A 21153-nucleotide genomic window follows, 5' to 3' on the forward strand; every position below is an offset into this window, starting at 1 on the left:
TGCGAGTTTGTTTACGGTTCGACCTCGCCAACAAGACCTTCGGCGGACTGATGCATAGGATCACGCCGGCCAAAGCCAACGTCATCAAGCCCGCAGGTGTCGCCAAGTCTTTTGAAGGCGGGTGGTTACGAGATAGAGCGGCATTTTGATCTATTGCGTTAGTCGGGGTTTCTTGACCCCAAATCCCTTGCACATCTAGAGCCCGACATTCAGAATCCAACACTTGCTGGGAATACCGCCTGACTCGTGGTCGTTAGTTGAGATCGCGCGGCGGCACCGAGGCATAGGGAGAGACCTCCTGCACACGCTCTATTACATGCCCGGCCGGGCGAACCTTGCGCCGCATATACTTCTCCAGGAGACGGGTGTCCCTTACCGTCTTGCGCTGGTCGATTTCGAAACGGAGGCCCAGCGTGGCTCAGAATATCTGACCCTAAACCCGAACGGACGCGTGCCTACTCTGGTTGATGATGACTTTGTCATTTACGAAGCCGCCGCCATTACCATGTACCTCGCCGACAAATATGGCAAAGCCAGATTGGCGCCTGCACCGGAAACCAAAAGCCGGGGGAGGTACTATCAGTGGATGACACATCTGACCAATTCGGTGCAGGAAGCATTAAACCAGTGGTTCCACCCGGACCACTTTGTCAGTGGCGCTTGTGTAGAGAAAGCGTTCAAGAGAAATGCCGAGAAACGGCTCGAAACGTTGTGGACCAATCTTGACGACACCTTATCGGGATCACCTTACCTTCTGGGAGAGAGCTACAGCGCCTGCGACGCCTATCTCTTTTTTCTCACATGCTGGCAGACCAGACTGAAAAAAAGCATGATCCGAGAACGGTCGAATTTGGCAAAATTCTTCGAGACTGTGGCGCAGAGGCCCGCTGTCAGGCGGGCGTTAAAATGTGAGGGAATAACGTCCTGGTATTCATTAGTTGACGACTGAGCAGACGTGCCTCAGCGCAGCACCTCCGCGTCGTTCGGGCAGCCGGCAGCCCGCCATTCCTCCAGCGCCTGCTCCATGGTGAGGAAAACCGCACCGGCTTGAGCGAGGCGGGCGATGAGGTGTTCCAGCATGCGCATGCGGTGGCCGCGACCGATTACCATGGGGTGGCAGGTATAGGTCAGCACACCCCAGTCAGTATGGTCGCACATGTAGAGGAAGTCCTCGATCCAGTTTTCCAGCACGGCGCTGGCGTTCATCAGGCCGGGCAGAATGGAGCTTTCGGTGCGCACAAACTCGAAGTGAGGATAGTCATCTAGGGTCCAGCTAACCGGCATCTCGACCAGCGTTGTCTCGCGCCCGAAGCGGCTGGCATCTTCCTGCTCGATGACGTCACCTTGGCGCGCGTAATAGGGCAGGCAGTCATGGCCCATCATGCTGCTTTCGTAGGCGAAGCCGTTGGCGAGCAGAAGCGATACGGTGTCTGGCGACAAATCCCAGGACGGCGAGCGATAGCCGCGCGGGGTTTTGCCGCACAGCGCCTCGATGGCTGCGTTAGCGCGTTGCAAACTAGCTTTTTCTGCATCGCAGCCGAGCTGTGCTGGTGGCACATGTGTCCAGCCGTGATTGCCAATCTCATGGCCGGCGGCGACGATCGCTTCACAGGCTTGGCGATAAGTTTCGATGGTAATGCCGGGAATAAACCAAGTGGCCTTTATGTCGTACTGCTGCAAGAGACCCAGGATACGGCGTGTGCCCACAACCCCGAACTCGCCGCGCGAGATCGGCGTCGGCGTGGTCAGGCCGCGCGCGATCCAGCCCGATAGAGCGTCGAAATCGAATGTCAGGCAGACCAGATGCCGGGACATGGCTCTGCCTCAGCGCCGCGGTGGTCGTACCAGCAGACCGACGATGGTGTCCTCGCCGAGCGACTTGCTGGCTTCGAGGCGGTGCAGGCCCTCGACGAGTACCAGCCGCCCGTCGCCTTCGCGGACCAGGATGGGCGTCTTTTGACCATCATCGAGCATGCTCTCGGCGATTTTCGCAACTTTGGCCGCGTCAAGAGTCTTACGCTTGGCGACAGGGACGTAAATCTGTCTGATCTCGAACTTCTGGTCCTCCATCCTGCGGCTCCTCGGCAAAACTCAGAAGGGATATCAGCTTTTCTCGGGCGCCAGTACGGATAGCCGAAATTGGCGCCAGCATCGTGATTCCCAACGCAATTATGCGTCACTTTCCGACCAAAAGCTGGTCATGTCCTTCATCCCATTGTGTGGCCGCAGTCTGCCACGGAACGAAGCCAATGCAAATTTAGGTGGGATTTCCGACCAGCAGCGGCTGCGAGGTCCAGCTGTCGCCATGAGCCGCGATGCAGCTAATACCGTCTGGCTGGGTAATGAGGATGGTCCAGGTTCCACCCTCAGAGACGAACAACTCGTACACGGCTTCCTTGGCATTGCCGAGCCCAAGACCGACCGACTGTTCCTGATAGCCCTTCGCGAGCTCGGCGATGGCTGCATCATGCGGCAGGCAAAGGTTCGGCTGATCAGCTTGCACTGCCCCAATGAAAGACACTAACAGGACGGCGGAGATCAGAACGGTGCTCAGATAGCGTGTCATGATCGTGCTCCTCGCTACGTTGACATTCCCCAATGCCGCAAGAGGACGATATATCCGCCCGGCAATCAGTGACGATCGTCACCATTTTGCCGCTTTATTTGCCAAGTGCTGGAAATCAATGGTCGGAGTGAGAGGATTTGAACCTCCGGCCCCTGCCTCCCGAAGGCAGTGCTCTACCAGGCTGAGCTACACTCCGACCGGGCCCGCTTATAGTGGGTCGGGCGGTTATATAACGCTTGCGCCACGGCGCAGCAAGGGTCAGTAGGCGCGCTCAACGGCGAAATCCGCCGCATCCCCCAGGGCACTGCGATAAGCATTATCCGGAAAGCCATCCAGCGCCGCGCGAGCGCGTTCGGCATATTTCTTGGCGCGGGTCAGAGTGTCGGCCACAGCATTGTACTTATCGAGCAAGTCGATAGCCTGTGATAGATCGCTGTTACGATACCCACCATCTTCGAGCGTGCGGCGCCAGAAGCTGCGCTCGCGCTCATTGCCGCGGGCAAAGGCGAGCACAACAGGCAGGGTGATCTTGCCTTGGCGGAAGTCGTCGCCGATGGTCTTACCGAGCGTCGCCTGGGCCGCGGTGTAGTCGAGCGCATCGTCGACCAACTGGAAGCTCATGCCGAGCGCCTCACCGTAGTCGTACAAAGCCTGCCGCTGCTCGGCCGTGCTTTCGCATACCACGGCACCGATCTCGGCGGCAGCAGCGAACAGCCGCGCCGTCTTGGCGGTGATGACAGCCAGGTAGTCGGTCTCGCTAGTGCTAGTATCGTTACTGGTCAGCAATTGCATCACTTCGCCCTCGGCGATCACGGCGCTGGCGCCAGAGAGGATTGCCAGCACTTCGAGCGAGCCATCCTCGACCATGAGTTGAAAAGCGCGGCTAAACAGAAAGTCGCCAACCAGCACGCTGGCCTCGTTGCCCCAGATCGCGTTAGCGGTGGCGGTGCCGCGGCGCAAATCGCTCGCATCCACCACGTCGTCATGCAACAGGGTGGCGGTGTGAATGAACTCGACACAGGCGGCCAGTGTCTGGTGTCGCTCGCCTTCATAGCCGCAAAGGCGCGACGCCAGTAGAGTGACTATGGGACGCAGGCGCTTGCCACCGGAGGCCGTAATATGCCCCGCGAGGTGCGGAATCAGGGAGACCGGGCTTTGCATACGCTCGATTATGAGACAGTTAACCGCCGCCAGGTCGTCATGGACAAGGGCCTGCATGGCAGCAAGCCGGTCCACCGCCTGAGGTGCGCAAGTGTCGCCCTGGTGCTCGATACTGACGGCTAGCGCCACGGCTGATATCCCCTTTGCGGCCACCGGCCACAGTTGCCACTTGACGTCCGCCGTGGCGCTCTGGAGCATAGAAGCGGCGGGCCTTAGCGGTCAAGCACCGCCAATGCAGCAGGACGGGAGCGGTGAAGGAACTCTTGCGAACGAATGACATGATACGGCTGTCTTGGCTGTCAGCACTTCTCAAAGACGCCGGAATAGATGCGATTGTTCTGGATGGCCACACCAGCGTTGTCGAAGGCTCCGTCAATGCCATCCAACGCCGCATAATGGTGTTTGACGACCATTGGCAAGAGGCGCGCCAAGTGCTGGAAGATGCCGACGAGGTCTAATGACACGCTTCTCGGGGGCTGCGTAAGGCTGCACCAACCGGCACACGGCTACCGCGCCGCTATCGATCCGGTGTTGCTGGCGGCGGCAGCACCCGTGCGGCCCGGTCAGTCGGTGGTGGACCTAGGTTGCGGGCCGGGGGCGGCGGCCCTTTGCCTGCTGTGGCGGGTTGCAGACTGCCAAGTGATCGGTGTCGAACTGCAGGCTGACCTTGTGGCACTAGCAAAGAAGAATGCGTCCGTGAACGGGCTGGAGAACCGATTTTCAGCAATCCATGGCGATGTGGCGGTGCTGGATCGCGCGACTTTGGGCCACGTCGACCACGTGATCAGCAATCCGCCCTATTTGCCACAGGTGCTGGCGGCACCCGACAAGAAGGGCGATGTGGCGTTTGTCGAGACGGTGCCGCTCGCCATATGGCTCGGAGCAGCATTGGATGCCGTACGCGAAAAGGGCTGCGTGACCGTGATCCATCGCGCCGACCGCCTCAATGAAATTTTGGCGGCTTTGCATGGCCGTGCCGGCGACATTGCGGTGCTGCCCCTGTGGCCAAAGGCCGGAGCGCCGGCGCGACGTGTTATCGTGTCCGCTCGGCGCAGTGTGCGAAACCCGCTTAGGCTCTTACCTGGGCTTGTCTTGCACCGGGCTGATGGCTCCTATACGGATGCGGCAGAGGCAGTGTTACGCCGTGGCAAGGCGCTGTCGTTGGATGCCCCGCTAAATGACGGAGATGAATGATGGGCCTTGGCTTTTTGCCCTTCATACCGAAACCACCGATCGTGGCGGTGATTCGCCTGACCGGCATGATATCGCCAACGCCGCAGGCTTTTCGCAGCAACCTCAATCTTGCCGGATTGGTGCAACAAATCGAGCGCGCCGGTCACACACGGGGCGTACGCGCCATTGCCCTGCAGGTAAACTCGCCAGGCGGCTCGCCGGTACAGTCCGAGTTGATTGCCAAGCGCCTGCGCACGGTTGCGCGCGAATCCGATCTACCGCTATTTGCTTTCGTCGAGGACATTGCCGCTTCTGGTGGCTATTGGCTCGCCTGTGCCGCTGATGAGATATACGCCGAGCGCTCGTCGTTGATCGGCTCTATCGGCGTAGTTTCGTCGGGCTTCGGCTTTACCGAGGCAATCGAGCGATACGGCATCGAGCGGCGCGTGTACGCCCAGGGCCGGCACAAGGCGATGCTCGACCCGTTTCTCCCCGAAAACGCCGATGACGTAGCGCGACTGGAAAGCCTGCAAAAGGAGATTCATCAGGCCTTCAAAGATCATGTGCGCGATCGCCGCGGCAAACGCCTGAAAAGTAAAGACGATGGAATTTTCGAGGGCGATGTTTGGACCGGTGAGGGCGCGCTGGCCCTGGGACTGATCGATGGTATCGGCGACATGCGCACCGTCATGCGTGATCGATTCGGCAAGAAGGTTAAGCTGCGCCTGATGGGCCCGCAAAGAAATTGGTTTCGCCGCCGTCTCGGCATGAGCCGGCCACCGACTTTCGACCTCGACCCGTACTCGGTGATCAGTGGAGTGTTTGCCGCCGTGGAGGAGCGCGCGCTCTGGGCACGATTCGGACTCTGATGCGCAGCGCTAGTAGTCCGCCGCACTTTGAGCTAAGACTGCGCGGACGATGCCAATAGCGAGTCGCTCCCGATGTTCGGATTCAGCCTGCCTAAGCTTGTCTTCACGGTTCTCGTCGTCGTGGTCGTGTTCTATGGCTTCAAGGCGATTTCCCAGTTGCAGGAACGCCGCGAAAAGCGAGTTGCGAACCGTGCTAGTGCACGAGGTACCGACGCGACGACAAAGCGCTCGGCCGGTGTCGAGGACATGGTAGCCTGCACCACCTGCGGCACCTTTGTTCCGGCCCGCAGCGCCCGCTCCTGCGGTCGTGGCGACTGCCCCTATCCGGCCTGATCGTGAGGCGCTTGACCGGCCTCACTGGCGGTCCTATGGTCTGCCCGCGCCGCTTTCTCACAGCCCTCTGACCTCACCGTGATGGCCGCTTCCCACAGGCATCCAACGAGCTTTCAGAGCCTGATACTGACACTTCAGTCCTATTGGGCCGAGCATGGCTGCGTGCTGCTTCAGCCCTATGACATGATGGTTGGTGCGGGCACCTTCCATCCGGCAACCCTGCTGCGCAGCTTGGGACCCGAGCCTTGGAACGCCGCCTACGTGCAGCCATCGCGCCGGCCCACCGATGGACGCTATGGCGAAAACCCCAACCGACTGCAGCACTACTACCAGTTTCAAGTCATCCTCAAGCCGTCTCCTGACGACATCCAGGCGCGCTATCTCGAAAGCCTCGAGGCGCTTGGCATCGATGGCGCGCGCCACGACATTCGCTTCGTTGAGGACGATTGGGAGAGCCCGACGCTGGGCGCCTGGGGTCTAGGCTGGGAGGTCTGGTGCGATGGCATGGAGGTCTCTCAGTTCACTTATTTTCAACAGGTCGGCGGCATTGATTGCTCGCCGGTCTCAGGTGAGCTCACCTATGGGCTTGAGCGGCTGGCCATGTATGTTCAGGGCATCGAGAACGTCTACGAGCTCGATTGGAACGGCGCCGGTGTGAGCTATGGCGATGTGTTCCTGGAGAACGAGAAGCAGTACTCAAAACAGAACTTCAGTGCCGCCGATGTCGATATCCTGTTCCGCCACTTCGGCGATGCCGAGACCGAGTGCGAGGCGCTGTTGGCCCAAGACCTACCGCTGCCGGCTTATGACCAATGCATCGCTGCGAGCCACCTGTTCAATATGCTCGATGCACGCGGCGTTATTAGTGTGACCGAGCGCGCTGCTTATATCGGGCGCGTGCGGGTGCTGGCCAAGCGTTGCTGTGAGAAATGGCTCACCGTCCAGGACAGTGACGATGGCTGAGCTGCTGCTAGAAATTTTTTCAGAAGAGATACCGGCGCGTATGCAGGAGCCGGCGGCTGAGCAGCTGCACAAGGCGGTGGTAGAGCTGACTGGCGTCGAGGATGTGTGGACCTACGTCACGCCGCGGCGGCTGGTGGCGGTCGGCGACGGCCTGCCAACGGTACAGCCTGACGTGACAGAGGAGCGCCGCGGCCCGCGTGTTGGCGCGCCTGAGAAGGCGACGCGAGGCTTTCTGCGCTCGGTTGGCCTCGATTCCCTGGATCAGTGCGAGCGGCGCGAGGACAAGAAAGGCACGTTCTATTACGCGGTTACGCGCCGCCAAGGCCGGCCAACGGCGGAGATTCTAGCCGAGGAGATCCCGGGCCTAATCGCGAACTTATCCTGGCCGAAATCCATGCGCTGGGGTGGAGGCAGCCAGCGCTGGGTGCGTCCTCTGCACAGCGTGTTGTGTCTTTTTGATGGAACCGTGGTGTCAGGCAGCCTGGCGCTAGGCGGTTCAGCTAACAACATCGCTTTCTCCGACCAGACCCGCGGCCATCGCTGGCTGGCGCCGGAGCCCATAGTGGTGCGATCGTTTGACGACTATTGCACGAAACTCACTGCGGCCAAGGTCATTCTCGATACCGAGGAACGGCGGAAAAGCATACTCCATCAGGCCGATGCGCTCGCGGCGGATGTCAACCTCAGCCTGGAGCGGGACGACGCGTTGCTGACCGAGGTAGCTGGACTCGTCGAATGGCCGGTCTGCCTGCTGGGGATGTTCGACAAGGCATTCCTCACCATGCCGCCGGAGGTGCTAATCACCTCAATGAAGAGCCATCAGAAATATTTCCCTCTACGCGATGCCAACGGCGCACTCACGAACCGCTTCGTCGTGGTTTCTAATATGGAGACAGATGACGGCGGCACAGCGATTTGCGCTGGCAACGAACGGGTGTTGCGGGCACGCCTGCACGATGCCCGCTTTTTCTGGGAGCAGGATCGACAACGCAGTCTGGAGAGCCGCACAAACGATCTTGAAGGCATAGTCTTCCATGCCAAACTAGGTAGCCTTGGCACGAAGGTGACGCGGCTCGAAGGGTTGATGCCGAGCCTGGCAGAGGTCATACCGGGTGCCCACGTCGCTCTGGCGGTGCGGGCTGCAAAATTGTGCAAAAACGATTTGCTCAGCGGCATGGTCGGCGAATTCGCATCACTGCAAGGCGTCATGGGCCGTTACTACGCTCAGAACGATGGCGAAAATGCCGCGGTGGCAGAGGCGATCGCCGAACAATACTTACCGGCCGGCCCGTCCGACCGCTGCCCCAACGCACCGCTCTCGGTGGCGCTGGCGCTGGCCGACCGGGTCGACACGCTTGCTGGCTTCTTCCTCATCGACGAACGGCCGACGGGTTCCAAAGATCCTTTCGCGCTGAGGCGCGCCGCCCTCGGCGTCATTCGCCTGATTCTCGATAACGGCCTGCACGTGCCGTTGCGATCCTTGTTCGAAGGTGCCGTCGAAGCGTACAGTCAGGAGAGCGATACGGCCAGCGTCGCAAACTCTATTCTCAGTTTTTTTGCCGATCGCTTGCGCGTGCACATGCGCGAGCAAGGGCTGCGCCACGATGTCGTAAGTGCCGTCTTAGCGGTCACCGAAGACGACGACTTGACGCTGCTCATAGCGAGGGCGGACGCGCTGCGTGGTTTTCTCGAAAGCGACGACGGCGCGAATCTACTCACCGCTTACCGCCGCGCCGCGAACATTGTCCGCATCGAGGAGAAGCGAGACGGTATCAGTCATGATGGCGACGTAGATGAGGCGACTCTGGCAGAGAACGAGGAGCGTGTCCTGCACTCCAAGTTAAACGAGGCGGGCGCAACGATCGCGACTGCCCTGTCGGAAGAGAATTTCGCCGTAGCGATGCGCGCGTTAGCAGCTCTGCGTACACCGGTCGACAACTTCTTCGATGCGGTCACGGTCAATGCTGATGATGCGGAACTGAGGCAGAATCGTCTTCGCCTGTTGTCGGGCATCGGCGCAGCGCTAGCCACTGTTGCCGATTTTACGCAGATCGAGGGCTGAGAAGCACGATGAATAAGTGGGTCTATGGATTCGGCAGCGGCTCTGCCGAAGGCAACGCAGAGATGCGAAAGCTTCTCGGTGGCAAGGGGGCAAACCTTGCCGAGATGAGCAATCTCGGTCTGCCAGTACCGCCAGGTTTCACCATTACCACTGAGGCATGCAATAGCTATTACGACAACGACAAACGTTATCCGGACGGCATGAAAGATGCCGTAGCGGGGGCTTTGAAAAAAATAGAGGCCGAGACGGGTATGTGCTTCGGTGCCCCCGCTAAGCCCCTACTGCTGTCGGTTCGGTCGGGTAGTCGCGCTTCTATGCCGGGCATGATGGACACGGTGCTCAATCTCGGTCTCAACGACGAGACCGTTGCCGGGCTCGCGCAGATCAGTGGAGACGCCCGTTTTGCCTATGACAGTTATCGCCGCTTCATTCAGATGTATAGCGACGTGGTGCTCGGCGTGGCACACCACAATTTCGAGGACATTCTGGAGGTCTATAAGGAAGACCATGGCTATACACTCGATATCGATCTCGTTGCCGAGGACTGGCAGGCCGTGACGAAGGCCTTCAAAGACAAGATCGCGTCAGAGCTCGGTGAGCCTTTCCCGCAGGGGCCAGAGGATCAGCTCTGGGGCGCCATCGTCGCAGTCTTCGGCAGCTGGATGAACCAGCGTGCCATCACCTATCGGCGCCTGCACGATATCCCTGGGCATTGGGGCACTGCCGTCAACATCCAGGGCATGGTGTTCGGCAATATGGGCAACGACTGCGCCACAGGAGTTGCCTTCACCCGCAATCCTGCCACTGGTGAGAAAACGGTGTTCGGCGAGTATCTCGTCAACGCCCAGGGTGAAGACGTGGTCGCTGGTATCCGCACGCCGCAGCCACTGACAATGGCCGCAGGAGACGGCGGCAAGAGCGTCGCCATGGAGGCGACCATGCCCGAGGTCTATTCCGAACTCAACGCTGTCTTCGAACTCCTGGAAGGCCATTTTTCCGATATGCAGGACATCGAGTTTACCGTGCAAAAGGGGCGCCTCTATATATTGCAGACGCGGGCGGGAAAGCGCACTGCCGCGGCGGCACTTAAGATCGCCGTGGAGATGGCGGAAGAGGGCCTGATCGACAAGGTCCAGGCTATCAGGCGGGTTGATTCCGACGCCCTTGAGCGACTGCTGCATCCGACTCTCGACCCTGATGCGCCACGCAACGTGCTGACACGAGGTCTCGCCGCTTCGCCGGGCGCCGCCTGCGGCGTGGTGGTTCTCAACGCCGACGAGGCCGAGCACCGTTCCCGTGCCGGCGAGGACGTGATCTTGGTCCGCCTTGAGACCAGTCCTGAAGATATCCACGGCATGCATGCGGCGCGCGGCATTCTCACCGCACGCGGCGGCATGACAAGCCACGCCGCTGTGGTTGCCCGCGGCATGGGGCGACCTTGCGTGTCAGGTGCCGGCGAGCTGACAATCGACCACGATGCACAAACGTTTTCGGCCGGCGTCACGACCGTCAAGGCAGGTAAAGTAATTACGATCGACGGCTCGACGGGCGACGTGATGCTCGGACGTGTGCCAACCATCGAGCCCAAACTCGGTAGCGAATTTACCACCTTGATGTCGTGGGTCGATGAGGCGCGAGCGCTCACGGTGCGGGCTAATGCCGAGACACCAGAAGATGCACGCACCGCGCTCGCCTTTGGGGCTGAGGGCATCGGGCTCTGCCGCACGGAGCATATGTTCTTCGACGAGGCCAGAATAATCGCCATCCGCCGCATGATCATGGCGGAGAGTGAAAAAGAGCGGCGGGCAGCGCTAGCGGAAATCCTACCCATGCAGAAGGCAGATTTCGTTGTGCTCTTCCGTATCATGGCCGGCCTGCCAGTAACCATCAGGCTGCTCGATCCACCGCTGCACGAGTTCCTGCCGCGCACCGACGACGAAGTGGCCGATTTAGCACGGGCGACGGGACGCAGCGAGGCCGAGGTGCGCACGCGCGCCAGTCAACTTCACGAGCTAAATCCCATGCTCGGTCATCGCGGCTGCCGGCTAGGACTGAGCTATCCGGAAGTGTACGAGATGCAGGCGCAAGCAATCTTCGAGGCTGCACTTGAAGCCGGTTCTGAGAAGGGCGAAGCGGTCGTGCCGGAGGTGATGATCCCGCTGGCCGCGACCCGTCGCGAATTCGATCTCCTCAAGGCCCGTATCGTCACCGTCGCCGACGAGGTTGCGAAGGACAGCGGAAAGGAACTGAACTATCTCGTCGGCACGATGATCGAATTGCCGCGCGCCTGCTTGTGCGCGGGAGAAATCGCTGAGACCGCCGAATTCTTCAGTTTTGGGACCAACGATCTGACGCAGACCACTTTCGGTATTAGCCGCGACGATTCGGTACAGTTCCTTGCCACCTATCAGGAACTTGGCATTCTGACGCACGATCCGTTCGTTACTCTCGATCAGGATGGGGTCGGTGAGCTAGTGCGCATGGCGGCGGAGCGCGGCCGGGCCACACGCGAGTCCATCAAGCTCGGCATTTGCGGAGAGCATGGAGGCGACCCGGCGTCCGTTGCCTTTTGTCACGAGGTCGGTCTCGACTATGTCTCGTGCTCCCCCTATCGTGTGCCCGTGGCACGCTTGGCAGCCGCCCAAGCTGCGATAGGACCCCCACGCAACGAGTGATAGACTTGTAAGTAAGGTCGCTGGCTGCCCAGCCGCAGCGCGCTTGTTCGCTTAATACTGCGCCCAGTCCGGCTTGATTGGGGTCAACAGAGCGTCGCCGGCGGTTAGGGGCTGGCCAGTTTCGGAGGCCTTTTTTGCATATTCGAGGCGCAGCATCGCCATGCCCTTGCCAGCATGGCCGGAGCACATGCTGCCGACGTCGATCGAGCCAAATCGAATAGGCGTGTCCGGTGCCGGCACGGGCCCTTCTATATCGACTGGCATGAGGCGGCGGCGGATGGTGCCGCGGTGCTTCTGCCGGGCCGTGTTCTCCTGGCCTACGTAACAGCCTTTATCAAAGTCAACGCCATTGAGCTCCTCGAAATTGCTTTCCAGTAGGAATGCCTTATCCACGAGCATATCACGGCTGCCGTCTGGGATACCGAGCGACAGCCGCAAGTCGTCGAAGGCGTCCACCTCGCAACGGACATAGCCCGCCGAGGAGAGCGTGTTCTCCACCTCAGACCTGGGTAGAACGACCCGCCAGCCAAGATCCCTCAGCCGCGGGTCCGCGAACAATGCGCCACCGCCATGGTCGAAAATAGGCGCCGAGCGAACGCCAGGCAAAGCGACGACCTCGAAGCGATCCGTGACATCGCTGATCGTCACTTCGGCCCGCAGGCGATAGATACTCAGGCGCCGAACAAGATCAGGCAGACGGTCGCGTTCGCAATCGAGCGCCAGTCCATCGCCGAAGAGGAAGACGAAAAAATCGTGCAGGTACTTGCCTTGCGGGTTCAGCAGAGCCGCATAGACAGCAGTATTCACTGAGACCTTGGTGACGTCGTTCGACACCAAGTCTTGCAGAAAACCATGGGCCCCAACACCTTCCAGCAGAACCACGCCGCGGTCCCCAAGGACGACATAGGCCTCGTCACACATCGATTCACACATTTTCTAGATGTTACTTAAGGCGCACGCACGGGCAGCGCAAGCCCGCGGGCTGCTTGGCAAGGGATGGTGCGCGGTCGTATAACCACACCATGCTTGTCTCCTTCATCGACGAGTCGATTCCCTATGACGGCCACAGCCCAAACAGTCAGCCGCTTGGCGGCGGCGAAAAAGCTTTGGCGGGCCTGGCTGCGGCATTGGCGCGGGCGGGTCATACCGTACGTGTATTCAACCGCTGTGCCTTTCCCATCGTTATCGACGGTGTCAGTTGGCAGCCCCTTGATGACTGTCGTGCGGCCCAATCCGACTGGTTGATCGTGCACAAAGATCCGCGCATGCTGGGCCGCATTGCCGATGCTGAGCGGCGGGCGCTGCTACTGTCCGGCTCAGCGGAAGCCTTGGGCGATGTACGCCTCGAGGCATTGGTCAAAGATTTTGAGCCCACACTGATCTTTTTCGGCAAGGCACACAGCTGCTCCTTGCCGGCCGCCCTACAATCGATGGCTTCGGTGAGCTTGGAACTGGGTGTCTCTGAGTTTTATCGCAAGGCCGCGCCGATGGCCCCGGTCAATCCACCGCGGGCCCTTGTCACTACCCATCCCGGGCGCGGCCTTGATTGGTTGCTTGATGTCTGGTGCGAGAAGATCTTTCCCGAGATCCCCTGGGCCGAGCTCCACATCTATTCCACGGTGCTTGAACGTGGTGCCCTAGGCGCAACCATTCCGGAGCGTCTGGTACCGGTTTTCAACAAGGCGCGTGCTGCGGAGGCACAAGGGGTGAGACTCAAGCGCCCGCTTGGCGATGCCGAGATGATCGACGCCTATCGTCAGGCGCGCGTACATCTGTATCCGGGCAGCGAACGCGACATGCTGTGCAGCACACTGGCCGAAACCCAGTCGGTCGGTCTGCCTTGCGTGGTACGCCCACTCGGCGCCACGAAAGAGAGAATGCGAGATGGCGAGAGCGGTTATCTGGCTGAAGATGGCGATGCCTTTGCCGCTGCGGCAAAGGCGCTTCTGCTGGACACGGACATCTTCAATAGCTTCAGCGAGCAGGCCCGGGCGAGCCAGGCGAATGGAAATTGGGACCATGCTGTTCGCCAACTGACGCAGGTCATGGTGTGAAAATTCTCTTCATCACCTCGACCCGCATCGGCGACGCCGTGCTGTCGTGCGGGTTGCTGGGCGCCTTGATAGACGATCACGCGGATGCGCGCATAACCGTTGCCTGTGGGCCCGCCGCAGCAGGGCTGTTCGAGGCTGTGCCGCAAGTCGAACAAGTTTGGGCGTTCGGCAAGCGACGCTGGGCTGGCCATTGGCGCTCCCTGTGGCGTGCCAGCGTCGGCCGACGCTGGGACCTGCTCGTAGATTTGCGCAATTCTGTCATGCCGTTTCTGTTGTGGGCAAGGCGCAGGCGCGTCCTGCGCAGCCGGCCTGACGGCCGCCATCAGGTTGAACGTCTTGCGGAAGTGTTGGGTCTTGAGCCACCGCCCGCGCCACGCATGTGGATCGGCGAGCACCATCGCAAGGCGGCGCTGCAGTGCCTGGGTGAAGATCAGCCCTTGCTGGCGCTGGGGCCCACGGCGAACTGGCGAGGCAAGGAATGGTCAGCCGAGCGCTACCGTGAACTAGCCAGCCGCTTGACTGGGTCGATGGGACCGCTTTCTGGCGCAAGGGTCGTCCTTCTGGGCGGTCCGGGCGAGGAAGCCGTCGCGGCCAAGGTAACGACGAATGGTGCCATAAACCTGGTTGGCCAGCTAGATTTGTTAACAGCAGCGGCAGTCATCGCCCGCTGTAATCTCTACGTCGGAAACGATTCCGGGCTGATGCATATCGCCGCGGCCACTGGCATTCCGACCCTCGGCCTTTTCGGCCCCAGCCGTGAGGAGAATTACGCGCCCTGGGGCGTGCGTAGCGCAAATGTGAGGACACCCGAAAGCTTCCAATCGCTAATCGAGGCACCGGATTACGACCACTGCACCACGGACAGCCTGATGGGCTCTCTCAGCGTCGATGCCGTAGAGGCGGCGGCCCTGTCCCTATGTGAACGCTGCCAGGTCTCGGAGCCGTGAGCAGCGAGGCGCTATCTCTATCGGCTGTGGTGGTGGCTCACAACGAAGCACACCAACTTTCGCAATGCCTAGAATGCCTTTGCCTAGCGGATGACATTGTCGTGGTACTCGACCGTTGCAGCGATGACTCAAGAACCATTGCCGAGCGGTTTGCGCAGACAGTTATCGAGGGGGCGTGGCCGATCGAGGGCGCGCGGCGCAATGTTGGACTCGAGGCCGCGAAAGGCGATTGGATCCTAGAAGTCGATGCCGACGAGCGCGTGCCCGAAGCCTTGTTCCGCGAGATACGCAAGACTGTGGCATCGGCGGCGCCAGGCTACTTTCTCGTTCCATTAGATAACTATATCGGCGATCGCCTGGTCAAACACGGTTGGGGCGGCTCGTGGGGCGTCGGCGCGGCGCCGCGCCTGTCGAGCCCGGGTGCGAAGCGCTGGGGGCAGCAACGGATACACCCTAGTCTCGCGCTCAAGGGACCGAAGCGCTGGTTGACCACGCCAATCGCCCACTATGTCGACCGCGATCTGAACGACATGATGGACCGCCTCAAGCGCTATACGGATGCCAGCGCAGCAGATCTCAGGGCGAGTGGGAAGCCCTCGCCAGCGACGTGGTGGATCGTAAGGCGCAGCATCGGGCGCCTTTTCAAGTGCTATGTCCTGCGCAAGGGCTATCGCGAAGGTGGCTACGGCCTGCTGATTGCGGTGATGGCGGCGCTTTATCCCCTGCTGTCGCACTTCAAGGCGTCGTTGGAAGGCGACGAGAATACTCTGTTGTGAAGCTGATGCAGACCATGGCCGGCGCGCGCCATGGCGGCGCCGAAGTGTTCTTCACCCGCCTTGCTGGCGCCTTCGCGCGGCGCGGTGTCGAGCAGACCGTGGTGATTAGGCCCGAGCCCACGCGCGAGACCGTCCTGGCAGGCGAAGGCGCGACAATCGAGACGCTACCCTTCGGCGGCTATTTCGATTTCGCCACCGCCCGCGGCCTGCGGCGTCTGATCGAGACAAGACAGCCTGACATCGTGCTCAGTTGGATGAATCGGGCGACGCGAGCGACGCGCCGAGCGCGACGTGGATGTTCCGCGCCCTTTATCCACGTGGCCAGGCTCGGCGGCTATTACGATATCGCCTACTATGCCGACTGTGACCACCTGATAGGCAATACACCCGATATAGTTGACTATCTCGTGCGCGAAGGTTGGCCAGAGACGCGCGTCCATTACCTACCGAATTTTATTGATGCGACTGCCTTACCCGCCATTCCACGCGACACCTTCGACACACCGGACGATACTACTCTTATTGTTGCTATGGGTCGATTGCACGAGAATAAGGGTTTCGATGTTCTGCTTCAAGCACTGGCAGATCTCCCGGGACATATACTTTGGTTGGCGGGCGAGGGGCCTTTGCGTGGGGCGCTGGAGAACCAGGTAGACGCAAATGGCATCGCGCGCCGGGTGCGTTTTCTTGGTTGGCGCGATGATATTGCTGCGTTGCTGGCGGCGGCAGACGTCTTTGTCTGTGCGTCGCGCATAGAGCCGCTTGGCAATGTCATCATAGAGGCTTGGGCGCATGGGGTACCAGTGGTCTCTTCTGCTGCGGAAGGCCCATCGCAACTGATCGACCACGACCACAACGGCTTGTTAGTGCCCAAGGAAGACAGCTCAGCGTTGGCGGCGGCTATTCGGCGGGCGAGCGCGCCCAATCTCGCCAAAGCTTTGACGGTCGCGGGGCTGGCCAGCTATGAGGCGACTTTCACCGAAGATGCAGTGGTCGCACGTTACCTGGAGTTTCTGGAGCGAGTGGCCTGATGTGTGGCATCGGGGGCATATACGCCACCGACGGCGCGCCGGATATAGCCGTGCTCGATGCCATGGCGAAGGCGCTGGCGCATCGTGGGCCAGATGGTGGTGGGAGACATGTCTCCGGGCCGGTCGGCATGGTCCATACGCGCCTTGCCATCGTCGATTTGGAAAGCGGCGACCAGCCCATTGGTGAATGGCAGCATGATGGCGGCGCGGTGCTGGTCGCGAACGGTGAGATCTACAATGATCCTGAACTACGCAGCCGGCTCGACGATGTCGCGTTTGCAACAAAATCGGACTGTGAGCCCCCTTTGCACCTCTGGCGCCGGCATGCAGATTCCTTTGCAAACCATTTACGTGGCATGTATGCCATGGCAATCCATGACCGAAACACGGCCCGCCTGATACTGGCGCGGGATCCCTTCGGCATCAAACCGCTATATGTCACCGAAGGGGCGTTCGGTGTAGCATTTGCGTCAGAGCCGCAGGCGCTTCTAGCTGCGGGTCTGGTGGCACCAGCCATCGATGAACAGGCACGAGATATTTTTCTGCAATTGCAGTTTTCCAGCGGCAAACGGACTCTTTTCGACGGCATAGAGCGCGTTATGCCAGGCGAGACTTTGGAAATCTCGAACGGGAAAATCATCACGCGCCAACGCATTCAGCCATTACCGCGGGGCCGGCACAACTTCGCTAGCGAGGAAGAGGCGATGCACGCCTTCAACGCGGCGTTGGAGGATACCGTCCGCTGCCACCGCCGAGCCGACGTACCCTACGGGATGTTCCTTTCGGGAGGACTAGATTCAAGTGCCGTGCTGGCCATGATGGCGCGCCTCGATTCGAAGCCGGTACTGGCCTATACCGCCAGCTTCCCTGACACGAGTGCTACGGATGAGCGCGTCAGAGCCGCAAACGTTGCTGTGGCAGCCGGTGCAGAACACCGCACGGTAGAAGTCACCGCGGCGGATTTCTGGCGGACCCTGCCGCGCATTGCCGCAGCCGTGGACGATGCCTGCGCCGACTATGCCATCGTGCCGAGCTACCTCTTGGCGGAAACGGCGGCGCACGATGTAAAAGTGGTACTGACAGGTGAGGGCGGTGACGAGATGCTGGCTGGGTACGGCCGCTACCGGGCGGCCCTACGTCCACGTCTGTTGGGTGGCAAGACCATGCATGGGCGCGGTATTTTCGATAACCTAGGTGTCCTACGGCAGAACCCGAAAGGCTGGCGTGACGATATTGCCGAGGCCGAGCTTTTAACTCATCGCAAGAACAGTCGACTTCAAACTTTACAGGAAATCGACATCGCCGAATGGTTACCTAATGATTTGCTGACCAAACTAGATCGTTGCCTCATGGCACATGGGTTGGAAGGCCGAGCACCGTTCGTTGATGTGCGCTTTGCAGAATTCGCCTTTGCCTTGCCAGACAGGCTGAAAGTGCAGGGGCGTTTGGGCAAGTGGATTCTGCGCCGCTGGCTAGCCGATGCCTTGCCGGCGGCAGAGCCCTTTGCCGACAAACAGGGCTTCACCGTTCCGGTCGGCGATTGGATGGCAGGTCAGGCGACACGTCTCGCACCGCTTGTTGCGGGACAGCCGGGGATCGCAGAGATCTGCCTCCCTGGCAGGGTCGACGTTTTATTCGCGCGCCTCGACAAGAGACGCATCTTTGCCGCCTGGACCTTGCTGTTCTACGCACTATGGCACAGCGCCCACATTCTCGGCATGGCCGGAGATGGCGATGTTTTCGATTGCCTTGCCGACTCTGCCAGGTGGGGTTAGCGCTATTGAAGAAAGAAGCAGACTTGCGTCTGATGGTGTCGTCGCCGCCGAAGGGAGAAAAACATTCCCACGCACCTGAGGCGCTGCCCAGGATCGAGTCGTCGTGGTCCGAGCCGCCGATCCAGAGGACATTGTTCAGGGTATCGACATCGCCATAGCCGTCATCTGTCGTCTCGCCGATGGAAAGATCGACAGTCACGGTTACCTGGCGCCGTAGCGGGCTTCGCAGCCTGACCGATAAAGGCAGCCAGTTTTTCCAGTTCTGAAACATGGCAATGCGGCCAGTATGTCAGATTTACGGGATCAGCCTGCTGTCGCGGTAACGCTTGAAAATCGAGAAAAACATTTCCTCGCTGTCGAGGCAGTCATGGAATCCGTAGCGTCGTGCCTTGGTCATGTCGCTAAGGATGTCGTAGGTGGGTGCAAAGACAAAGTCGCCGTAGGCCCATAGTGCCATGTCCTCATATGGCGTTTGCCGCAGGCCATGAGTTGCCACGATGTCGTTCCAAATAGGCATCTTATCGGCCATCATTGCGGCAAGAGACATAGTGCTGACCGGGCCGACGGACATGGCAAAATAGTCTGCGATGCGGGGCCACAGATGCTCCCAGCGAAAGCTGTCTCCATTGGTAACGTTGAAGGCCTGATTGGCGCAGCGCGCTTCGCTCGCCATCCATACGATCGCCTTGGCAACATGGGGTACGGCGGCACATTCGCTTAGACAATGATAGTTTTCCAGCGAGCCAGGAAAGCTCAAGGGTAGACCGAGGGCACGGCAGACGACAGCGTAGACCGCAATCACGGTGACCAGATTGCGAGGCCTGCCAGGCACGAAATCGTAGACCAGGGAGGGGCGCGAGGCCGACCAAGTCCAGTCTCCGGCCTTGGCCTCCAAATAGTCCTGCTGGTCATAGTAGAAGTTAGGCGACATGTGGCGCGGGTCGTCCTCTTTGGCCGGGCTCTTGTAGGGGCCAAGGTGCTGGCCGTAATACTTGCCGCCCTGGACGATGTGGACGTGGCGCAGGCTGCCAGACTCCGTCAAGGCCTCGACCACGTTTTGCAGCATGGCGAGGTTCTCTGGTACCGACTCCGTGCCGCCTTCTCCATGAGCGGCACGCGCAGCGTAAAAGACATGACTGACATCGTGCAAAGCACCTAATCTGGCGCGGCAGTCGGCAGCATCGAGAAGGTCGACCGCAAGATAGGAGACGGTGCCTGTGTCCAGTGGTGGCATGCGACAAATACCAATAGTTTGCCAATTATTTTCGACAAGGCGCTCGCAAACACGGTTGCCGATCATTCCTGTAGCACCGACCACAAGCGCCTTGCCTTGCGGGCTCATGTAGTCAGGCTCCCGGTGGTGTCGGTGACTTTGGTCAACATGGCACACTCGCAGTAGTCGCCATTGTCTAAGTCAATGGCGCCGAGGTAAAATTTCTTAGCATGAGTATGGGAGTTCCACTTGACCGTAGCTGTATAGACCCCCGCATCAAACCAAGGGACTGGTAGTACTCTTTGACGCCAGAGAACCCCATGCCAGCACTTAGGAAATATACAGTCCACCGTTCACGGCGATGGATTCACCGGTGACGAAGCTTGCCATATCGCTGCACAGGAATAGGACAACGCTTGCAACTTCGGCCGCAGTGCCCAAGCGCTTCAACGGCGTCGCCGAGATCAGCTCATTTCCGCGCGTGGCTATGGTGTGTTCGACCATGACGGTATCGATAATCCCTGGCGAAACCGCATTGACGCGAACATTCCGCTCCGCAAGCTCCTGGGCTAGGGAGCGGGTCAGGCCCAACACGCCCCCCTTAGCAGCGCCGTAATGGGCGTGCCGCAACGAGCCACGATGCCCGGCGACGGAGGCAATATTCACGATAGCACCGCCATCGCGCAGGATCGGTTGCACCGCGCTGCAGAAATGAAATGCGCCATCAAGATTTACCGCAATGGTGCAACTCCAATCCTCAGGCGACATCTCGTCGAAAGCTTTTTCTAGATAGATACCTGCCCCAGTTACCAGATAGTCGGCGCCACCGAAGGTCGCCTGGCAATTGGCAATGGCGGCATCAACATCCGTGCGCTTAGAAACGTCGACCTTGTCCACGAGGACGCACCCGCCGCCCGGGTCGAGATCATCGGCAAAGGCCTGCAAGGCTTCCGCATCAAGATCGCTCAATGCAAGCTTTGCGCCGCAATCTCGAAAAACCCTGGCGATGGCGCGCGGAATGCCGCCATTGGCACCGGACAGAACCAGAACCTTGTCATTCAGATCGAGCATTGCGGCAGTCCTGTCAGCAGGGATGGGGCGATTGACCTAGCGTGGCGAGCCTGAATGTGCCACCTAAGGTGCCGAATGTCATCCGACCTCGCGCTTCACGCGCGCGTGGTGGTGCGGCCTCAATCAATGCAACGATTTAAGAAGGAGCAGGGAATGGCGGGATATGTGCTGGCACAATTGAAAGTAACGGACCCTGAGCAGTTCGCAAAGTACGGGGTTCAGGTGCCAGCGACCATCGAGAAGTTCGGTGGCCGCTATCTGGTGCGGGGCGGCGACATGGCGGCGCTTGAGGGAGAGCCGTTCGCTCCGCGCGTCGTTGTTATTGAGTTCGATTCCGTTGAGGCCGCGCGACGCTGGTACGACTCGGAAGACTATGCCCCGCTTGCCAAGCTTCGACAAAGCGCATCCGAAGGTCGCCTCGTTATCATCGAGGGCTACCAATCATAAGGGATGGGGGCCTCCCCCAATGGGAGAGGCCCCAACG

The 21153-nt window shown here is 60.1% G+C and carries 21 protein-coding genes and 1 tRNA gene; 14 read left to right on the top strand and 8 right to left on the bottom strand.

All coding sequences use genetic code 11. The annotated features are described in order from the left end of the window. Positions 1 to 316: 316 nt before the first annotated feature. Entirely contained in the window at positions 317 to 949 is a 633-nt protein-coding gene (locus QF629_04165; protein ID MDP6012728.1) for a glutathione S-transferase N-terminal domain-containing protein, read from the top strand. Between the two features lie 11 nt (positions 950 to 960). Here the strand turns inward: QF629_04165 and QF629_04170 are convergent, their stop codons facing one another. The 5 genes from QF629_04170 to QF629_04190 form a co-directional block, all read right to left on the bottom strand. Beyond that, the gene (locus QF629_04170) at positions 961 to 1815 is read right to left on the bottom strand and encodes a polysaccharide deacetylase (protein MDP6012729.1); all 855 of its coding nucleotides are present in this window, start codon (positions 1813 to 1815) and stop codon (positions 961 to 963) included. Between the two features lie 9 nt (positions 1816 to 1824). Further along, positions 1825 to 2070 carry a ParB N-terminal domain-containing protein gene (locus QF629_04175; protein MDP6012730.1) on the bottom strand — a complete coding sequence of 82 codons (246 nt, stop codon included), beginning with the start codon at positions 2068 to 2070 and terminating at the stop codon, positions 1825 to 1827. Between the two features lie 187 nt (positions 2071 to 2257). Next, on the bottom strand, positions 2258 to 2566 hold the full coding sequence (locus QF629_04180; protein MDP6012731.1) for a hypothetical protein: 309 nt from the start codon (positions 2564 to 2566) through the stop codon (positions 2258 to 2260). 119 nt (positions 2567 to 2685) lie between these two features. Beyond that, a tRNA-Pro gene (locus QF629_04185) sits at positions 2686 to 2762 on the bottom strand. Between the two features lie 62 nt (positions 2763 to 2824). Next, positions 2825 to 3784, bottom strand: a complete 960-nt coding sequence (locus tag QF629_04190) for a polyprenyl synthetase family protein (protein ID MDP6012732.1) — start codon at positions 3782 to 3784, stop codon at positions 2825 to 2827. 194 nt (positions 3785 to 3978) lie between these two features. On the opposite strand from QF629_04190, the gene QF629_04195 reads away from it, so the two are divergent. The 7 genes from QF629_04195 (at position 3979) to ppdK (ending at position 11802) form a co-directional block, all read left to right on the top strand. Next, on the top strand, positions 3979 to 4185 hold the full coding sequence (locus tag QF629_04195) for a DUF2007 domain-containing protein (protein MDP6012733.1): 207 nt from the start codon (positions 3979 to 3981) through the stop codon (positions 4183 to 4185). Next, positions 4169 to 4921, top strand: a complete 753-nt coding sequence (locus tag QF629_04200; GenBank protein MDP6012734.1) for a methyltransferase — start codon at positions 4169 to 4171, stop codon at positions 4919 to 4921. The genes QF629_04195 and QF629_04200 overlap by 17 nt, the downstream gene beginning before the upstream one ends. After that, positions 4918 to 5769, top strand: a complete 852-nt coding sequence (locus QF629_04205) for a S49 family peptidase (protein ID MDP6012735.1) — start codon at positions 4918 to 4920, stop codon at positions 5767 to 5769. Before QF629_04200 ends, QF629_04205 begins: the two co-directional genes overlap by 4 nt. 72 nt (positions 5770 to 5841) lie before the next feature. Next, positions 5842 to 6102 carry a hypothetical protein gene (locus QF629_04210; GenBank protein ID MDP6012736.1) on the top strand — a complete coding sequence of 87 codons (261 nt, stop codon included), beginning with the start codon at positions 5842 to 5844 and terminating at the stop codon, positions 6100 to 6102. 81 nt (positions 6103 to 6183) lie between these two features. Next, positions 6184 to 7065, top strand: coding sequence for a glycine--tRNA ligase subunit alpha (locus QF629_04215; protein MDP6012737.1), 882 nt, complete (start codon positions 6184 to 6186; stop codon positions 7063 to 7065). Next, complete coding sequence (gene glyS / locus QF629_04220) at positions 7058 to 9127, top strand: glycine--tRNA ligase subunit beta (GenBank protein ID MDP6012738.1); 2070 nt, start codon at positions 7058 to 7060, stop codon at positions 9125 to 9127. The genes QF629_04215 and glyS overlap by 8 nt, the downstream gene beginning before the upstream one ends. Positions 9128 to 9135: 8 nt before the next feature. Beyond that, on the top strand, positions 9136 to 11802 hold the full coding sequence (gene ppdK, locus QF629_04225) for a pyruvate, phosphate dikinase (GenBank protein MDP6012739.1): 2667 nt from the start codon (positions 9136 to 9138) through the stop codon (positions 11800 to 11802). 51 nt (positions 11803 to 11853) lie between these two features. Here the strand turns inward: ppdK and QF629_04230 are convergent, their stop codons facing one another. Next, positions 11854 to 12723, bottom strand: coding sequence for a folate-binding protein (locus tag QF629_04230; protein ID MDP6012740.1), 870 nt, complete (start codon positions 12721 to 12723; stop codon positions 11854 to 11856). Between the two features lie 101 nt (positions 12724 to 12824). Here QF629_04230 and QF629_04235 point away from each other — a divergent pair, with 101 nt between their 5' ends. Genes QF629_04235 through asnB form a run of 5 tightly spaced genes read left to right on the top strand, consistent with a single transcriptional unit; the run spans position 12825 to position 18385 of the window. After that, a complete protein-coding gene (locus tag QF629_04235; protein ID MDP6012741.1) occupies positions 12825 to 13856 on the top strand; it encodes a glycosyltransferase in 1032 nt (343 codons plus the stop codon). Continuing rightward, positions 13853 to 14803, top strand: coding sequence for a glycosyltransferase family 9 protein (locus QF629_04240; GenBank protein ID MDP6012742.1), 951 nt, complete (start codon positions 13853 to 13855; stop codon positions 14801 to 14803). Before QF629_04235 ends, QF629_04240 begins: the two co-directional genes overlap by 4 nt. Continuing rightward, positions 14800 to 15579, top strand: coding sequence for a glycosyltransferase family 2 protein (locus QF629_04245; protein MDP6012743.1), 780 nt, complete (start codon positions 14800 to 14802; stop codon positions 15577 to 15579). The genes QF629_04240 and QF629_04245 overlap by 4 nt, the downstream gene beginning before the upstream one ends. A gap of 5 nt (positions 15580 to 15584) precedes the next feature. Further along, on the top strand, positions 15585 to 16610 hold the full coding sequence (locus QF629_04250; GenBank protein MDP6012744.1) for a glycosyltransferase: 1026 nt from the start codon (positions 15585 to 15587) through the stop codon (positions 16608 to 16610). Beyond that, the gene (gene asnB, locus QF629_04255; protein MDP6012745.1) at positions 16610 to 18385 is read left to right on the top strand and encodes an asparagine synthase (glutamine-hydrolyzing); all 1776 of its coding nucleotides are present in this window, start codon (positions 16610 to 16612) and stop codon (positions 18383 to 18385) included. Before QF629_04250 ends, asnB begins: the two co-directional genes overlap by 1 nt. Before the next feature lie 295 nt (positions 18386 to 18680). On the opposite strand, the gene QF629_04260 is transcribed toward asnB, so the two are convergent. Next, a complete protein-coding gene (locus QF629_04260) occupies positions 18681 to 19727 on the bottom strand; it encodes an SDR family oxidoreductase (GenBank protein ID MDP6012746.1) in 1047 nt (348 codons plus the stop codon). 201 nt (positions 19728 to 19928) lie between these two features. Further along, a complete protein-coding gene (locus tag QF629_04265; protein MDP6012747.1) occupies positions 19929 to 20669 on the bottom strand; it encodes an SDR family NAD(P)-dependent oxidoreductase in 741 nt (246 codons plus the stop codon). 153 nt (positions 20670 to 20822) lie between these two features. Between QF629_04265 and QF629_04270 the strand changes: the two genes are divergently transcribed. After that, complete coding sequence (locus QF629_04270) at positions 20823 to 21116, top strand: DUF1330 domain-containing protein (GenBank protein MDP6012748.1); 294 nt, start codon at positions 20823 to 20825, stop codon at positions 21114 to 21116. The last annotated feature ends 37 nt before the right edge of the window (positions 21117 to 21153 follow it).

This window comes from Alphaproteobacteria bacterium (assembly GCA_030739735.1).
Taxonomy (GTDB): domain Bacteria; phylum Pseudomonadota; class Alphaproteobacteria; order UBA7887; family UBA7887; genus UBA7887.

Coding starts and splice junctions, on each gene's coding strand:
- QF629_04210 (MDP6012736.1), top strand. CDS start 5,842: ATGTTCGGATTCAGCCTGCCTAAGCTTGTCTTCACGGTTCTCGTCGTC.
- asnB (MDP6012745.1), top strand. CDS start 16,610: ATGTGTGGCATCGGGGGCATATACGCCACCGACGGCGCGCCGGATATA.
- QF629_04260 (MDP6012746.1), bottom strand. CDS start 19,727: ATGAGCCCGCAAGGCAAGGCGCTTGTGGTCGGTGCTACAGGAATGATC.
- QF629_04170 (MDP6012729.1), bottom strand. CDS start 1,815: ATGTCCCGGCATCTGGTCTGCCTGACATTCGATTTCGACGCTCTATCG.
- ppdK (MDP6012739.1), top strand. CDS start 9,136: ATGAATAAGTGGGTCTATGGATTCGGCAGCGGCTCTGCCGAAGGCAAC.
- QF629_04165 (MDP6012728.1), top strand. CDS start 317: ATGCCCGGCCGGGCGAACCTTGCGCCGCATATACTTCTCCAGGAGACG.
- QF629_04230 (MDP6012740.1), bottom strand. CDS start 12,723: ATGTGTGACGAGGCCTATGTCGTCCTTGGGGACCGCGGCGTGGTTCTG.
- QF629_04270 (MDP6012748.1), top strand. CDS start 20,823: ATGGCGGGATATGTGCTGGCACAATTGAAAGTAACGGACCCTGAGCAG.
- QF629_04205 (MDP6012735.1), top strand. CDS start 4,918: ATGATGGGCCTTGGCTTTTTGCCCTTCATACCGAAACCACCGATCGTG.
- QF629_04175 (MDP6012730.1), bottom strand. CDS start 2,070: ATGGAGGACCAGAAGTTCGAGATCAGACAGATTTACGTCCCTGTCGCC.
- QF629_04190 (MDP6012732.1), bottom strand. CDS start 3,784: ATGCAGGCCCTTGTCCATGACGACCTGGCGGCGGTTAACTGTCTCATA.
- QF629_04235 (MDP6012741.1), top strand. CDS start 12,825: ATGCTTGTCTCCTTCATCGACGAGTCGATTCCCTATGACGGCCACAGC.
- QF629_04200 (MDP6012734.1), top strand. CDS start 4,169: ATGCCGACGAGGTCTAATGACACGCTTCTCGGGGGCTGCGTAAGGCTG.
- QF629_04215 (MDP6012737.1), top strand. CDS start 6,184: ATGGCCGCTTCCCACAGGCATCCAACGAGCTTTCAGAGCCTGATACTG.
- QF629_04250 (MDP6012744.1), top strand. CDS start 15,585: ATGCAGACCATGGCCGGCGCGCGCCATGGCGGCGCCGAAGTGTTCTTC.
- glyS (MDP6012738.1), top strand. CDS start 7,058: ATGGCTGAGCTGCTGCTAGAAATTTTTTCAGAAGAGATACCGGCGCGT.
- QF629_04265 (MDP6012747.1), bottom strand. CDS start 20,669: ATGCTCGATCTGAATGACAAGGTTCTGGTTCTGTCCGGTGCCAATGGC.
- QF629_04180 (MDP6012731.1), bottom strand. CDS start 2,566: ATGACACGCTATCTGAGCACCGTTCTGATCTCCGCCGTCCTGTTAGTG.